Origin of the sequence: Woronichinia naegeliana WA131, assembly GCA_025370055.1 — a bacterium.
Taxonomy (GTDB): domain Bacteria; phylum Cyanobacteriota; class Cyanobacteriia; order Cyanobacteriales; family Microcystaceae; genus Woronichinia; species Woronichinia naegeliana.
In genome coordinates this window covers 6503533-6517131 of sequence record CP073041.1, presented here as the reverse complement: position 1 = coordinate 6517131, position 13599 = coordinate 6503533, and the positions used below count along the sequence as shown (strand labels likewise).

Here is a 13599-nt window from a genome sequence, read left to right as displayed (position 1 = left end):
AGCAATGCGAATTTTGTTCTCTAAGTTGATCGGGCTAAGTAACCTTCAATCAAAATATCTTCTCCTAGAAAGTTTGTTTTCACCTCCGTCAAGGCTAATGCCTGGGTCATTTGCTCAAAACCTAATTCGCCGATGGGAGAAAAAGATTTAGGGCCACCAATAATTTTAGGGGCAATAAAGGCCATTACTTTTTGAATAGATTGAGCCGCGATCGCCCTTGCTGCCAAAGTCCCACCACATTCCCACAGCACATTTAAACAGCCCTTTTTGTAAAGCCACTGCATCACCGTATCTGGGCCATAGGGTTCTAATTCCACCACTTCCACCCCTAACTGCCTTAACATTGCTTGGCCTTGAGGATTGGCTCCCCCAGGCACACAAACCACCGTCAGGGCCAAACTCAGATCCCACAAATTGGCCTGTTCAGGTAAATCCAGGGATCGACTCATCACCACCCGCAAAGGATTCTGCTCACTGATCCCATGACTAGTTAATTGCGGATTATCTTTTCGTGCCGTATTGCCCCCCACAATCACTGCCTCACAGATGGCCCTGGTTTGATGAACATAATTCCGTGCCGCTTTTCCCGTTACCCAAGTACTATGGCCCGTGCGAGTTGCAATCTTACCGTCTAGGGTCATGGCATATTTCAAAATTCCCCAGGGTCTTTGATATTGGATGCGATGAATAAATGCCTCATTAAAACGCTGACATTCTGCTTCTTCAATTCCTACTTCCACTTGAATGCCTGCGAGCCTTAACCGCTCAATACCTTTGCCTGCCACTAGAGGATTTGGATCTACCATGCCGACAATTACTTTTTCAATGCCCGCCGCAATAATAGCTTCTGTACAAGGTGGCGTTTTCCCGTAGTGATTACAGGGTTCAAGATTAACGTAAAGCGTTGCGCCCTGAGACTGTTCTCCCGCTTCTCTCAACGCAAAAACTTCCGCATGGGGTTGGCCGGCCTGGGGATGAAAGCCTCTACCGATAATCTGACCATTTTTAACAATAATAGAACCCACCATCGGATTGGGAGCCGTTTTTCCTAAGGCAAGCCTGGCTAATTGCAGACAAGACTGCATCATTTCCCGATCAAGGTCACTAACAGAAGCCGGTTTAACCATGAGAGAAATCGCGTGGCTCTAGTATTTTTTACTTAACAGAAATTAGCTTATTGAACAGGAAAACCCGCAGGCAAAATTGCGCCGGTGAGATCCGCCTGGGTGAAGATGGTTCCGGTTAAATCGGCTCCGGTAAAATCAACATTTTGCAAAATCGCTCCCGTTAAATCGGCATAGCTTAAATCTGCACCGCGAAAACTGGCCCCTGTTAAGTCGGACAACAGAGAAGCGGCCTGAAGACTGGCATGAAAACTGGCTCGACAGAGTTTAGCATGGTCAAAATTAGCTTGATGTAGGTTGGCTGCGCTGAGATTGGCATAACTCAAATCGGCTCCTTGTAAATCTGCCTGTTCTAGATTAGTCCGTTGCTCGGCGGTAGGGCGAAAGTCAGCATCCAGCAAAGTTGCATTCCGTAGAGTGGCATGACTCAAATTAGCCCCACTGAGACTGGCCTTGTAGAGATAGGCGTTAGTCAGGTTGGCTCCCATTAAATTGGCTCCACTTAAATCCACATCTCGGAGAATGGCATCGCTTAAATCGGCTCCCTCTAAATCCGTTCCCCAGAGCAGGGCTTCACTAAAATTGGTTTGCTGAAGATTAGCCCGCACTAAATGGCTTTTTCCCAATCGTGCTTGACGAAAATCTGACCCAGAAAAATTGACTTCGCTTAGCGATCGCTGCAATAAATCCTGATCACGCAAATCAATACAGGGAAAATCTCTTTCTCCGGCACTGTATCGTCTTAAAAGTTCTTCAACGTCCATCACAATGTTTGACTGAGACACTTGTTTAGGGGAGGAATGGGAGGGTTTTCGCTTTCTATTTTAGCGGTTGACGGTAGGAACTCAACTATTTAGGGAGTCATCCTTAAATTTTTCGTTCTAATTTGCTCTTGTGCTTAACGGCGATCGCCGAATTATGACCGAATGATCGCCGAATTATGACCGAATGATCAGAGTGGGGAACAATGCCATGCCTAGCGGCCTAGAGATGCAGAAAAGACGAAAGAGAATGAACAAAACGCTTTTTTTTAAACAAACAATACAAATCTTTACAAAAAAACATCCTTAAGGAGTAATTGTGACCAGTGTACTCAGTTTAGCTGCACTTTCTTTAAGTGGGTGTAGGTCTAGTACAAACTTTTGCTCAAAAAGGAGGGGAGGTTTCTAAGATTGCTGAGTTTGAGCATACTACATGGACGCAACTCTGAAATAACTGCGATAATAAAGCCTGTATTCTCTGAACAGTCCCTGAAGCTTAATCTTTGTGACGCAAGAATGTCTATTGTAAACTCCATTTCCCCTCGTCTATCCTTTTCTCCACTCCCCTATCAGCGTCCTCTATTAATGATTGGCCATGGAACTCGTGATGAAGATGGCCGCCAAACGTTTTTAGATTTTGCTCAGGTCTATCAAGAACTTGATCCCAGTCGTCCCGTGATTCCCTGTTTTTTAGAATTGACTGAACCTTCTATCCAAGTAGGAGTCGATTATTGCGTAGAAAAGGGCTATACCGATGTTTCTGCCTTACCGATTCTGCTCTTTGCAGCTAGACATAATAAATTTGATGTAACGAATGAACTGGATCGCAGTCGAGAAAAATATCCTCAAATTCGTTTTTCCTATGGTCGTCACTTTGGCATTACTCCTGCCATTCTCGATCTATGGCGCGATCGCCTGACGGAATTAGATAGTCCCACGGCTAACCCGCAGCAAATTTCCCGTGCTGAAACGGTTTTACTCTTTGTCGGTAGAGGTTCGAGCGATCCCGATGCTAACGGTGATGTCTATAAAATGGCGCGAATGCTCTGGGAAGGAAGTGATTATCTAACGGTGGAAACCTGTTTTATCGGTATTACCCATCCTCGCTTAGAAGAGGGCTTTCGTCGGGCCAGACTTTATCACCCCAAACGCATTATTGTACTGCCCTATTTTCTCTTTACAGGGGCCTTAGTCAAAAAGATTTTTATCACCACTGAGCAACAACAGGCTCAATTTCCCGATATTGAAATGATCTGTTTACCAGAAATGGGCATTCAATCCCAACTATTGGAACTGGTTCGGGAACGGGAAGTGGAAACCCAATTGGGTCAGGTGCAGATGAACTGTGAAGCTTGTAAGTTTCGTCTGGCCTTCAAAAGTCAGGGACAGGATCACTCTCATCACGACGGCCATAGTCACGATCCTGGCCATCATCATGCTCATCACCATCATAGTCATTCCCATCATGATCACGGTCATGGTCACGACCATGCTGCGGTTGATCCCTATGCCAAGTTAGAAGATTATCATCAACGCATTTGGCAAGCTCCTTAAGGCGTAGAAATCCTATCGCTGGAGGTTAACGAGAACGGGGTTGAAAACGCAGAACTCCTGTCGTGCCGTCTAACTCAACGGGCCAACCACAAGGTAAGGCGGAATTTTCACCATCATGGCCAAAGGGTAAGTCGGATACTACTGGAATCCCTAAGTCTCCCAGGCGATCGCGGAGAACTTCTGTAATTGTCCAACTGTTGCTACCGAGGGGAGCTTGACAACGACTAAACCGACCCAGGGCGATGCCTTTAACCTGCTGCAAAAGACCGGATAATCGCCATTGCGTTAAGAGGCGATCGATACGATAGGGGGCCTCTGTTACATCTTCGAGGGCTAAAATACTACCGGCTAAGGGCAGTTGTAAGGGCGTTCCTAATAAATGGCTGGCAACTGTTAAATTGGCTGGAATTAAGTTTCCTGTCACTTTTCCGCCTCCCCAACCCTCGCCTTGAAGCGGATCGAGATCGCCGCCTGCGAGAAAATTAAAAAGCCGTTGCTGCGATCGCCCTGGTTCCTCTGCCAGGGTGGTTAATACGGGGCCATGAACTCCCATGATTCCGTTTTGAGCCAAACTCCAGAGCAGTCCGGTAATATCCGAAAAACCGATTAGCCATTTAGGAGTCGTTATCGATGATGGCCATTGCCAATCTTCCAATAGCCGCATACTTCCATAGCCTCCTCTTGTACAGAGAATTGCTTTACAGTCTGGATTTGTCCAGGCAGCTAACAAAGCCTCTCTTCTAGCCCGATCAGTTCCCGCCAAATAACTAACTTGATCCTGCCAATGGGGGGCAAATTCAACTCGATAACCCCGCGATCGCCAGATATCTAAACCCTTTTCAAAGGCAGCAAGTTCTTTTAAGGCTCCACTACTGGAAACGATTATGACCAAATCTCCTGCTTTTAAGGAAGGCGGTAGCATTAGTTCATTGAGATCGGTCAACATAGGCAGAAAAATATCAATTCTTTTTAACTATTTTAATCAATTTAATCAACCTAATGATGTCTTAATTCTAGGCACGGGACAAAGGGACTGAAAGGCGATCGCGTTTTTATTGAGTTTAGGAAGGGCGATCGCCGTTAAAAGTGGGTTAGTTATGCCGTAATATGGTAATTAGACAGAAATGAACTCAACAGCAAGCATTGGTCAGCCGTGATTACCTATCGTGAAGCCAACATCCGCATTATTTCAGTCCGACGCTCCAGACCTGAAGAGGTAAAAATCTATGAAAGCTGAAGAATTTGATCGCAAGTTTGATGATGGAGAAAGTATCATCGAATATTTAGATTTAACTAAAATTAAACGTTCTAATTCTGAGGAACAAACAATTGTGATTGAGTGTCCCTCTTGGATGATAGAGGCTCTTAATCAAGAGAGTCAGCGTCTTAATTTACCGTCACAAGTTATTATTAAGGGCTGGATTGAGGAAAAGTTGGCTAATTTTCAAACCACTTCTTAAACTAAGGGCGATCGCTTTTTTATTTGTGTTGGGGATGATCAGATTTTTAAATTTTTAACAATAGGGGAAGGGCGATCGCCTTTAGATTAAAGCCTACGTTTCCACTGTGTTGGGTCACGCTTAACATGGAAACAGGCAAAAACAAAATGATATTATCATCAATAAAATATAGCAACATATAGGGAAATCTAGGTAATAATTTCCGATGTACATTGCGATAGATAAGAGGGCAAGCTAAAGGATTTTTTTGAATAGTTGTTAAACTCTGATCAATGACTCTAATAAATTCAGAACCCAATTTTTTAACTTGACTTTCATACCAGGAGAAAGTTTCTTCTAAATCTAGTTCAGCTTCTTCAGAAATCTTGATACTGTACATCATTTAGATAAATTTTTGTTTAATTTCTTGCCAAGATTTACCTTGATTTTTGACATCGCTAGAGGATTCCAAACGTCTATCTATTTCTTGTTGTTGTGCATAAGTTAGAACAATTTCACTATCGTTATTACTAATGCTATTCCAAATTTCTTCAATCAGTTGCAAGCGTTCGGCAACAGTCAAGGGCATAATTTGTTCAGCAAGAAGAGTATGCATAACCAATTTTCAATAATAGGTATCTTCTCTTAGGATAACTGATTATTATCATTGTCGCTAGATTGCCCCTAATTTTTGTCATACTGAAAGGCGATCGCTTTTTTATCTTTGTAAGGGGTGATCGCATTTTTAAATTTTAACCAACAAAGAGACGGCGATCGCGGTTATTGTCTCGTCTTAGCTGAATGTTAAGAAAAGTAAGTGTTTAATGATTAACGGTGACTTAAGCTGTTATAAGTAAAAGAAGTTATTTTATCCTGTCAGTTTCTCATTTGTGATGAAGTTAGCCGATATTCTCAAGGATTCTAATTATAAGCTTTCCCAGTTTTCGGAGGCTGAGATAGAGCATTTAGAAGAGGCGATCGCTCTCAAAACGGTTAAAGGTAGTGAGGTTCCCTACACGATTTGTCTGGTACGGCAAAAAGAAATTAAGTTAACCCCAGAGGAGGTTATTCGTCAGTTATATTTACGGATTTTAACGGAGCGGTTAAAGTATCCTGTGAGTCGTGTGCAGGTGGAATACACGGTAACGTTTGGCAAGGAGAAAAAACGGGCTGATATTGCCGTAATGGATAAGGATCGTCTGGATACGCCTTACATCATTGTTGAACTGAAAAAGCCGAAGCTAAAAGACGGAAAAGATCAGCTTAAATCCTACTGCAATGCCACTGGTTCGCCGATGGGGGTTTGGACGAATGGCGAGCAGGTTGAACATTATCAACGTAAAGACCCTAACTTTTTTGAAAAAATTCCAGCGATTCCTGCGGCTAATCAAACTTTAGCGGATATTTTACAGAAAAAATTTACCTTAGATGATTTAAAAGCGTTAGCTCAAGAAGGTAATCAGTCAACTTTAAAAGAAATTATTGATGAAATGGAGGATGAGGTTTTAGCGAATGCGGGCGTTGATGTTTTTGAGGAGGTTTTTAAGTTAATTTTTACGAAGCTTTTTGATGAATGGTCTTCTGGTCGTAAGGGTCAGAGTGGAAAAAGACAGTTAGAGTTTTATAATTCGGGTCAAACGGAAACGGAGTTAAAGGAAAAGATCCAAAATTTGTTTGATGCGGCTAAGAAAAAATGGCGCGGCGTTTTTAAAACGGATGATAAGATTACCTTAACTGGCTCTCATTTAATGGTTTGTGTGAGTTATTTGGAGCGTTACAAGTTATTTAATTCTAATTTGGATGTGGTAGATGAGGCATTTGAATATTTAATTAATCAAAGTAGTAAGGGAGAAAAGGGGCAGTATTTTACGCCACGTTATGTGATTGATATGTGTGTAAAGATGCTCAATCCAAAAGAGCATGAGTCAATGATTGATACGGCGGCGGGATCATCGGGTTTTCCTGTTCATTCGATGTTTCATGTTTGGCGACAAATTTATGAAGATGAGGGTTTAGAGCAAAGTGATATGTTTACGGCGGAGGAGAAACTGCCGCGCTGTGTGGATTATGTAAAGGAAAAGGTTTTTGCAATTGATTTTGATGAAAAGGCGGTAAGGGTAGCCAGAACGCTAAATTTAATTGCAGGGGATGGTGAAACCAATGTTTTGCATCTGAATACTTTGGATTATAAGCGTTGGAAGGAACGCATAGAAGATACAGAATGGCAAAAGATTTATAGCACGGGTTTGTGGCGTTTTCTAGAGTTTCAAGCAGGAAAGAAAGATGATTATAAGAATTTTCTGTTTGATATTATGATGGCGAATCCTCCATTTGCGGGGGATATAAAGGAGTCTGTGATTGTTTCTAGTTATGATTTGGTTAGGGACAAGGTTGGAAAGGGCAATAAGGGAGTCGGACGCGATATTTTATTTATTGAGCGTAATTTGGATTTTTTGAAGCCTGGGGGACGGATGGCGGTGGTTCTTCCCCAAGGTCGGTTTAATAATTCTTCGGATAAGTATATTCGAGATTTTATTGCGGAACGTTGTCGAATTTTGGCGGTGGTGGGGTTACATGGGAATACGTTTAAGCCGCACACGGGAACGAAAACTTCGGTGTTATTTTTACAAAAGTGGAATGATGCTCCAACAGTTGGCCCATTGTGTCCGAGAAAGGAAGATTACAATATCTTTTTTGCGACGATGCAGAAGTCGGGTAAGGATAATTCAGGAGATAAGATTTATGTTAAGCGATCGGATGGTTCGGGGGATTTTCTGTTAGATGAACATGGTCATCGCATTGTGGATCATGATTTGTTTAATCACGATGGGTTAACGCAGGATGGGATTGCTGAGGCGTTTATGGAGTTTGCAAAAAAGGAGGCTTTAAGTTTTTTTGATTTAGGCTCATCTGTTATGCCGTTTGATGCTGTTAAGTATGAGCGGTTGATGGGTGAGTTTGAAGCAGTTGAAATTAATTACGCACAATTAGAAAGAACACTAAGAATTGATTCAGAATTTTTCACAAAAAAACATATTGAAGTAGAAAAATCAATTAATGCGAAACAGAGTCAACCTCTTACTAATTTTGTTAATATTTCTGATGGGAATCATCTAAAAATAAGCGATAATTTTTCAGATACAGGAATTCCATATTATAGAGGTCAAGATATTCATACTTTTTTCATTGAAAGAGCAAACCCAATTTACATAAATAAAGAAGCTTATGAACAACCATTTATGGTTAGATCACATCTTCAGAAAGGAGACATACTCTTATCAATTATAGGTACAATTGGCGGAGTTTCTATGGTTGCAACAGATCAGCTTGCGACCTGTAATTGTAAGTTAGCTATTCTGAGGCCAAAAACTCCACAAACAGAATATCTTGCAACTTTTTTAAAATCAACATTTGGCCAAAGTCAGATTGAGCGTTTTACTCGTGGCGCAATACAGATGGGTTTAATTTTAGATGATATGGATCAGATAATGATTCCAATTTTGTCTAAAAAATTTCAAGAAATCGTTAAAAATATTATCCATTGTTCTCAAGATTTTTTAGATTCTTCAGATTTGGCATATCAACAAGCTGAAGATTTGCTATTATCAGAGCTTTGCTTAAAGGATTGGCAACCCACAGAAGAAACTGTTGCAGTCAAAAGTTTTGCTGAATCTTTTTTGTCCTCTGGTCGTCTTGATGCTGAATATTACCAACCTAAATATGATGATTTGGAGTCTAAAATTAAAGGGTATTCAGGTGGGTTTACACTTGTTAGAAACGTTTTGATTTCAGATATTAAAAATGGAACTACTCCAGATGATGTTATTAAAGAATACATAAAAAACAAGCCTAAGTTTGTTAGAACAGAAGCATTTAATCAATCTTTTGGAATTAATGAAGAATCACTTTATTCTATAGATAATGATGTTTTTAATAAATACAAGTCAATTAGTGTAAAGAAAGATGATGTAATTGTTTCCATGACAGGCACAATCGGAAGCGTAGCCGTTTATTCAATAAATTCTCCCGCAATTATCAATCAAAATGTTGTCAGACTTACCTGTAATAAGAATATTATTAATCCTTATGTTTTAGCACTTTATATCAAAGCAATTGGTAAAAAACTGCTTGTTAAACAGCAAACAGGTAATGTTCAACCTTATGTTAATATTGCAAATTTCTCCAACTTAATTGTTCCTTTATTGACTACGGATTCTCAAAATAAATTGTTATCATTACTTAATAATGGATCAGAATTACAAACAAAGTCATCTAAGTTCCTAAAAATTGCTAAAACAGCCGTCGAAAAAGCGATTGAAACCGATGAAACCACCGCTACTGATTGGATCAATCAACAACTCCAAAACTTAAATATTCAACTTTAAAAGGAGAAAACCTAATGCAAACCATTACAAAAGAAACCCTTAAACAAGCCATAGATAGCCTTGATGATCAACAACTTAAACAAATTGCTGATTTTATCGCCTTCCTTAAATTTCAATCAAAACTATCACAACTCACCCCTGATCTGAATCAATTTACTCACCTCTATCAAGAATTTGATGATGAGGACAAAGCATGAGCAAAAACGATCTATTTTTTGAGATTTTAACCCCTCTTAATTGTACGATCCGCGTAACTGTTGCCTATTGGGAAATTATTACCCAGATCAAACATCCCATAATGAAAGGACAAGAAAAATTAGTCCAAGAAACCCTAAGCCAACCTGATGAAATTCGACGCAGCCGCAGTGATCCGAACGTTTATCTTTTTTATAAACTTCAACGGCCAAAACGCTGGCTCTGTGCCATTATCCGAAAACTCAATGGCGATGGCTTCCTAATTACAACTTATCCCACCGATGCAATTAAAGAAGGAGAAATTTCATGGCAGAAGTAAACGTTTATTATGATCCAATGGGTAATACCCTAACCGTTTGGTTTGGCGATCGCACCTCAGAATATCTCTGTGAAGAAACAGGAGACGAAGTTATTTTAATGAAAAATCAACAAGGCGAAGTGATCGGTTTTGAAAAACTTAACTATACAGTTTCCGCAAATACTAACCTTAAAATTTCCCTAGAAACCGCGATCATAGTTTAATTTCTAAAAATAGAAGGCGAACTCTTGGAAAAAATTTTCATTGCTGATAAAATAAAAAGAAATATAAAGGCTGAATATTATGAGACAAATTATTCTTTACCCTGGAGAAGACGGTTATTGGATTGCCCAATGTCCTAGCCTTCCCCCCTGTATTAGCCAAGGTCAGACAAAACAAGAGGCGATCACTAACATAAAAGAAGCCATTGAACTCTATCTTGAAATGCTTCAAGAAGAAGGTCGTGCCATTCCCGATGATCAAGTTGAAACTATGATGCTTGCCGTATGAGTAAACTTCCTCAAATTTCAGGAAAAGACTGTATCAAAGCTCTCGAAAAAGCAGGTTTCTTTGTTAAACGTCAAAAAGGCAGTCACATGATTCTGTGTCGAGATGAGCCGTTTGCAGAAGTTGTTATTCCTAATCATAAAACTCTCGATAAAGGAACCCTTCGAGCCATCATTCGACAAGTAAATTTAGACGTTGATGAATTTATTGAATTATTAAATAGCTAAAAAGTGATCGCAGTTTAAGTTCTAAAAAGACAAGGCGATCGCCATTTATCATTTTTTTACTAAATTCTAATTATGTTAACTCAAACCCTTTATGATCAAGACTTTTACCAATGGCTGGAAAAAACCATTAACCAGTTAGAACAGAAAGACTTTAATGATTTGGACATTGACCACTTAATTGAGGAGTTAAAAGACTTGGGAAAATCCGATAAAAATGCCCTAGAAAGCAACTTAGTCATTTTATTGGCCCACTTACTTAAACTCAAGGTTCAAGCTGATGCTCCAGATACCATGAAAAGCAGTTGGTATCGTTCAATAATTGAACATCGAGAACGTCTTTTAATGCAATTAGAAAATATTCCTTCTCTCAAATCTTATTTACCCACTATTTTAAATACAAGTTATCCCAAAAGCCGAAAACTGGCAATCAAAGAAGATAAACTAGCAGCCTTTGGTATTCCCATTCCCGATGAAAAAGATTATCCCCTAACTTGCCCTTTCAGTCTTGAACAAATTTTAAATGAAGACTACTATAGTTAACTCTTTTGAAAGAAGGAGATCACCAACACAAACCTTAAAATTGCCCTAGAAAACGCGATCGCAACTTGAAAACTTAGAACGCGATCGCTGTTTAAGTTCTAAAATATAGATGGTGATCTCGTCAGAGTAAAGATTATAATAATAAGTCTGATTCCGCATGAGTTTGTGTCTGAGGTAGAATAAAGAAAAAGTAGGAGAGAAAAGAAAATGCCATTAAGAAAAAAAAGAGGGATGGCAGGAGATAAAACAATCTGTCTGCCGATAGAAGAGGGGATAGAGTACGATTTGTTGTTACAAAACCCCGATGGATATCGAGGCTACCTAGATAAAATGCTCAGGAAATACCCAGAAATATTCCCCGAGGAAATAGAGAAAGGATATAAACTACAGGGTTTAGTTACCTCAAAGCGTCAGAAACTAACAACCAGACGAATCAGATTGAAGGCAAATAAGGAATAAGGAATAAGGAGGCCTATCAAATCCGTCCCGACTTTGTGATGCCGTATATGAGTGAAAGGGTGGAATTGGCAGAAAAAGCCCTTTATTTGAAAAGTAAAGGACTATCTTACGAGGGAATAGCCCATGTGCTAGGAAAAAGCGAAAAGCATTGGTACAATGCCTGTCAAAGTCTAGGCAGAATATCTCTTGTAGGAAGTACAGCGAAAAGAGAAGAGAACCTACCGAAACATTTGGTAGCGGATGAAAAACATAGCGAGTGTCAGGGAAAAAAGTCTATATCGCCCTAACAGCAGGGCAAGGTTGTCTATGGGGAGCGGGGATAAGTGAAGATGCGGGCAAAGAAGGTTTAGGGCAAGCCGATGGTGAATTTAAAGAGGAGGCAAAGGAAATCTCCCCCAGTTATCAACCGTTAACGGTGACAACGGATGGTTGGGAAGCAACCCGAAGTGCATGGAAAAGCCTATTTGGGGCTTGCTGAAAAAGTCAAAAAACGAAAGAAATGTGGGTTAGGGAAGTATGGACTGAAAAAGCATAGATAACTTATCCTTATGGAAACAAATCAAAATACAGATTTTGTTTAATCTATTGTTCCTTTCTGTCTAAAAAGGTCAACACAAATCACTCCTCACAAAAGAGAGGAAAATTAACACCATTTTTCACAAGAAAAACGACTCTACAACTTTTTACTTTTTGTCTTCTGAAGTAGAGTAGAAAGATTCATTACCAAAAAGTTCATCGCAATTACCGTTTCCGAGGTCTCAGGTAGTTTGGCCATCACTCGACCAAGACTAAATTTCCTCTTTCCCTGTCCGAATTTACCCTCAATGGCATTACGCACTCTTTCATCTGAGCGTGCCTCTTTCTTTTTTTCTTTGCTCACCTCTTTCGGCGGTCTTCCCAATCGGGGACCACTCATTCTTATATCCCTTTCTTTACAATAAGCTCGATTCGCTTTTGTTCGATAGATTTTATCCACATGAACCGATTCCGGATAACATCCTGTTTCCCTTTTATATTCTTCTATTCGCGCTTGTAAATCTCCCGATTCGTTGTAATTATCCCAACTTAATTTGTCTAAGAAGACAAAGCCATTCACATTACTTGCCGATATTTTAGCTCCAAACTCTACTGCTTTTCCCGCTTTTCCACGCACTATTGGACGCACGTGAGGTTGGCTTACACTCACAATTCTGTTTTCTACTTTATTTGTCTTTTTTTCATACATTTCTAACTGTTGCTCATACACTTTTCCTATCGTTACAAGCTCTTCTTGCTCTTTTTTCGTTAGTTTTTCTAACTTTGCTCCCTCTTCTATCATTTTTTCTATATCAGACAAGTTTCTTTTTATATATCCTAGTTGTTTTTTTGTTCCTTTTCTTCTTTCTTTTTTTGACACACGACGTTTTTTTGCTATGGCTAAGTACTCTTTTCTTGCCACTTCCCTATAAGTCCTCGGCTTTTCTTTCCTTTTCTCTTTTATTTCTTCATACAGCTTATCTATTATTTTTTCTGTTTTTTCTCTGGCATCATTCAATATTCCTATATCCGTTGGATATTTTATATCTGCTGGTGTACAAGTCGCATCTAACAATAACTTTCCTTCATTTTCTTTTTTTTCTGACGCTACACCCGTCGCTTTTTTTCTATTTCTTTATTAATTTTATTTATTAATTCCATTCCTATTTTTTTACGAAAATGAACCATCATTGACGCATTAAATGCTTCTTTGCTACTATAGCTTTCCATTCCTATAAAGTACTGTAAATAAGGGTTCTCTTTTATTTGTTCTACTGTTTCTCTGTCACTTTTTCCTGAAATTTCTTTGATAATTAATGCTCCTAATGCCATTCTAAATGATTTGGCTGGGGCTCCTTTTTTTTCTGTGAAGTTTTTTGCATATTCTTCCTCATATTCTTCCCAAAGAATCATTTTTGACATTTCTATCCAACGATTTTCTTCGTCTAACTGCCCGCCGAACAGATTTTTCAAGTTTTCTGGTGTTTCAATTGAGTACTGTTGCTTTCGGTACATCTGCTTTCTCTCTTCTTAATGCAATGGTTTTGAGGCATTCTACCCTATTTTCGTGCATTCTAGCGGTTCTTAATTCGCC

At 39.6% G+C, this 13599-nt stretch carries 16 protein-coding genes and 1 pseudogene; 11 read left to right on the top strand and 6 right to left on the bottom strand.

The genetic code is table 11. From position 1 onward, the window contains the following. Window positions 1-20: 20 nt before the first annotated feature. Both ribD and KA717_33110 read right to left on the bottom strand, forming a co-directional pair. Window positions 21-1127: a bifunctional diaminohydroxyphosphoribosylaminopyrimidine deaminase/5-amino-6-(5-phosphoribosylamino)uracil reductase RibD gene (ribD, locus tag KA717_33115; protein ID UXE60362.1), complete on the bottom strand. Its 1107-nt coding sequence runs from the start codon at window positions 1125-1127 to the stop codon at window positions 21-23. A gap of 47 nt (window positions 1128-1174) precedes the next feature. Further along, window positions 1175-1888 (bottom strand): pentapeptide repeat-containing protein, encoded by a 714-nt coding sequence (locus tag KA717_33110; protein UXE64850.1) that lies wholly within the window; start codon window positions 1886-1888, stop codon window positions 1175-1177. Between the two features lie 513 nt (window positions 1889-2401). Here KA717_33110 and KA717_33105 point away from each other — a divergent pair. Further along, window positions 2402-3439, top strand: coding sequence for a sirohydrochlorin chelatase (locus tag KA717_33105; protein ID UXE60361.1), 1038 nt, complete (start codon window positions 2402-2404; stop codon window positions 3437-3439). A 25-nt stretch (window positions 3440-3464) separates the two neighbouring features. On the opposite strand, the gene KA717_33100 is transcribed toward KA717_33105, so the two are convergent. Continuing rightward, on the bottom strand, window positions 3465-4385 hold the full coding sequence (locus KA717_33100; GenBank protein UXE60360.1) for an LD-carboxypeptidase: 921 nt from the start codon (window positions 4383-4385) through the stop codon (window positions 3465-3467). 280 nt (window positions 4386-4665) lie between these two features. On the opposite strand from KA717_33100, the gene KA717_33095 reads away from it, so the two are divergent. Next, complete coding sequence (locus KA717_33095) at window positions 4666-4899, top strand: BrnA antitoxin family protein (protein ID UXE60359.1); 234 nt, start codon at window positions 4666-4668, stop codon at window positions 4897-4899. 46 nt (window positions 4900-4945) lie between these two features. Here the strand turns inward: KA717_33095 and KA717_33090 are convergent, their stop codons facing one another. Both KA717_33090 and KA717_33085 read right to left on the bottom strand, forming a co-directional pair. Beyond that, window positions 4946-5281: a type II toxin-antitoxin system RelE/ParE family toxin gene (locus KA717_33090; GenBank protein ID UXE60358.1), complete on the bottom strand. Its 336-nt coding sequence runs from the start codon at window positions 5279-5281 to the stop codon at window positions 4946-4948. Then, window positions 5282-5461 carry an addiction module protein gene (locus tag KA717_33085; GenBank protein ID UXE60357.1) on the bottom strand — a complete coding sequence of 60 codons (180 nt, stop codon included), beginning with the start codon at window positions 5459-5461 and terminating at the stop codon, window positions 5282-5284. It lies immediately after the preceding gene. Window positions 5462-5771: 310 nt separating this feature from the next. Here KA717_33085 and KA717_33080 point away from each other — a divergent pair, with 310 nt between their 5' ends. The 9 genes from KA717_33080 to KA717_33040 all read left to right on the top strand — a co-directional run bounded on the left by KA717_33080 (window position 5772) and on the right by KA717_33040 (window position 11967). Beyond that, window positions 5772-9263: an N-6 DNA methylase gene (locus tag KA717_33080; GenBank protein ID UXE64849.1), complete on the top strand. Its 3492-nt coding sequence runs from the start codon at window positions 5772-5774 to the stop codon at window positions 9261-9263. A 14-nt stretch (window positions 9264-9277) separates the two neighbouring features. Continuing rightward, window positions 9278-9460 (top strand): hypothetical protein, encoded by a 183-nt coding sequence (locus KA717_33075; GenBank protein ID UXE60356.1) that lies wholly within the window; start codon window positions 9278-9280, stop codon window positions 9458-9460. After that, window positions 9457-9777, top strand: coding sequence for a hypothetical protein (locus KA717_33070; protein UXE60355.1), 321 nt, complete (start codon window positions 9457-9459; stop codon window positions 9775-9777). The genes KA717_33075 and KA717_33070 overlap by 4 nt, the downstream gene beginning before the upstream one ends. Continuing rightward, a complete protein-coding gene (locus KA717_33065) occupies window positions 9765-9980 on the top strand; it encodes a DUF2283 domain-containing protein (protein ID UXE60354.1) in 216 nt (71 codons plus the stop codon). Before KA717_33070 ends, KA717_33065 begins: the two co-directional genes overlap by 13 nt. Window positions 9981-10059: 79 nt before the next feature. Continuing rightward, on the top strand, window positions 10060-10266 hold the full coding sequence (locus KA717_33060; protein ID UXE60353.1) for a type II toxin-antitoxin system HicB family antitoxin: 207 nt from the start codon (window positions 10060-10062) through the stop codon (window positions 10264-10266). Beyond that, window positions 10263-10490, top strand: coding sequence for a type II toxin-antitoxin system HicA family toxin (locus KA717_33055; protein UXE60352.1), 228 nt, complete (start codon window positions 10263-10265; stop codon window positions 10488-10490). The genes KA717_33060 and KA717_33055 overlap by 4 nt, the downstream gene beginning before the upstream one ends. Before the next feature lie 72 nt (window positions 10491-10562). Beyond that, complete coding sequence (locus tag KA717_33050) at window positions 10563-11030, top strand: DUF29 domain-containing protein (GenBank protein ID UXE60351.1); 468 nt, start codon at window positions 10563-10565, stop codon at window positions 11028-11030. 207 nt (window positions 11031-11237) lie between these two features. Continuing rightward, entirely contained in the window at window positions 11238-11489 is a 252-nt protein-coding gene (locus KA717_33045; GenBank protein ID UXE60350.1) for a hypothetical protein, read from the top strand. Between the two features lie 256 nt (window positions 11490-11745). Next, the gene (locus KA717_33040; GenBank protein UXE60349.1) at window positions 11746-11967 is read left to right on the top strand and encodes a hypothetical protein; all 222 of its coding nucleotides are present in this window, start codon (window positions 11746-11748) and stop codon (window positions 11965-11967) included. Between the two features lie 216 nt (window positions 11968-12183). Here the strand turns inward: KA717_33040 and KA717_33035 are convergent. Further along, window positions 12184-13520, bottom strand: a pseudogene (locus tag KA717_33035) (IS5 family transposase). Between the last annotated feature and the right edge of the window lie 79 nt (window positions 13521-13599).

What these genes read in the sequence shown, in the direction of transcription:
- KA717_33100 (UXE60360.1), bottom strand. Translation starts at nt 4,385, where the DNA reads ATGTTGACCGATCTCAATGAACTAATGCTACCGCCTTCCTTAAAAGCA.
- KA717_33050 (UXE60351.1), top strand. Translation starts at nt 10,563, where the DNA reads ATGTTAACTCAAACCCTTTATGATCAAGACTTTTACCAATGGCTGGAA.
- KA717_33075 (UXE60356.1), top strand. Translation starts at nt 9,278, where the DNA reads ATGCAAACCATTACAAAAGAAACCCTTAAACAAGCCATAGATAGCCTT.
- KA717_33095 (UXE60359.1), top strand. Translation starts at nt 4,666, where the DNA reads ATGAAAGCTGAAGAATTTGATCGCAAGTTTGATGATGGAGAAAGTATC.
- KA717_33045 (UXE60350.1), top strand. Translation starts at nt 11,238, where the DNA reads ATGCCATTAAGAAAAAAAAGAGGGATGGCAGGAGATAAAACAATCTGT.
- KA717_33080 (UXE64849.1), top strand. Translation starts at nt 5,772, where the DNA reads ATGAAGTTAGCCGATATTCTCAAGGATTCTAATTATAAGCTTTCCCAG.
- KA717_33060 (UXE60353.1), top strand. Translation starts at nt 10,060, where the DNA reads ATGAGACAAATTATTCTTTACCCTGGAGAAGACGGTTATTGGATTGCC.
- KA717_33065 (UXE60354.1), top strand. Translation starts at nt 9,765, where the DNA reads ATGGCAGAAGTAAACGTTTATTATGATCCAATGGGTAATACCCTAACC.
- KA717_33055 (UXE60352.1), top strand. Translation starts at nt 10,263, where the DNA reads ATGAGTAAACTTCCTCAAATTTCAGGAAAAGACTGTATCAAAGCTCTC.
- ribD (UXE60362.1), bottom strand. Translation starts at nt 1,127, where the DNA reads ATGGTTAAACCGGCTTCTGTTAGTGACCTTGATCGGGAAATGATGCAG.
- KA717_33090 (UXE60358.1), bottom strand. Translation starts at nt 5,281, where the DNA reads ATGATGTACAGTATCAAGATTTCTGAAGAAGCTGAACTAGATTTAGAA.
- KA717_33070 (UXE60355.1), top strand. Translation starts at nt 9,457, where the DNA reads ATGAGCAAAAACGATCTATTTTTTGAGATTTTAACCCCTCTTAATTGT.
- KA717_33105 (UXE60361.1), top strand. Translation starts at nt 2,402, where the DNA reads ATGTCTATTGTAAACTCCATTTCCCCTCGTCTATCCTTTTCTCCACTC.
- KA717_33110 (UXE64850.1), bottom strand. Translation starts at nt 1,888, where the DNA reads ATGGACGTTGAAGAACTTTTAAGACGATACAGTGCCGGAGAAAGAGAT.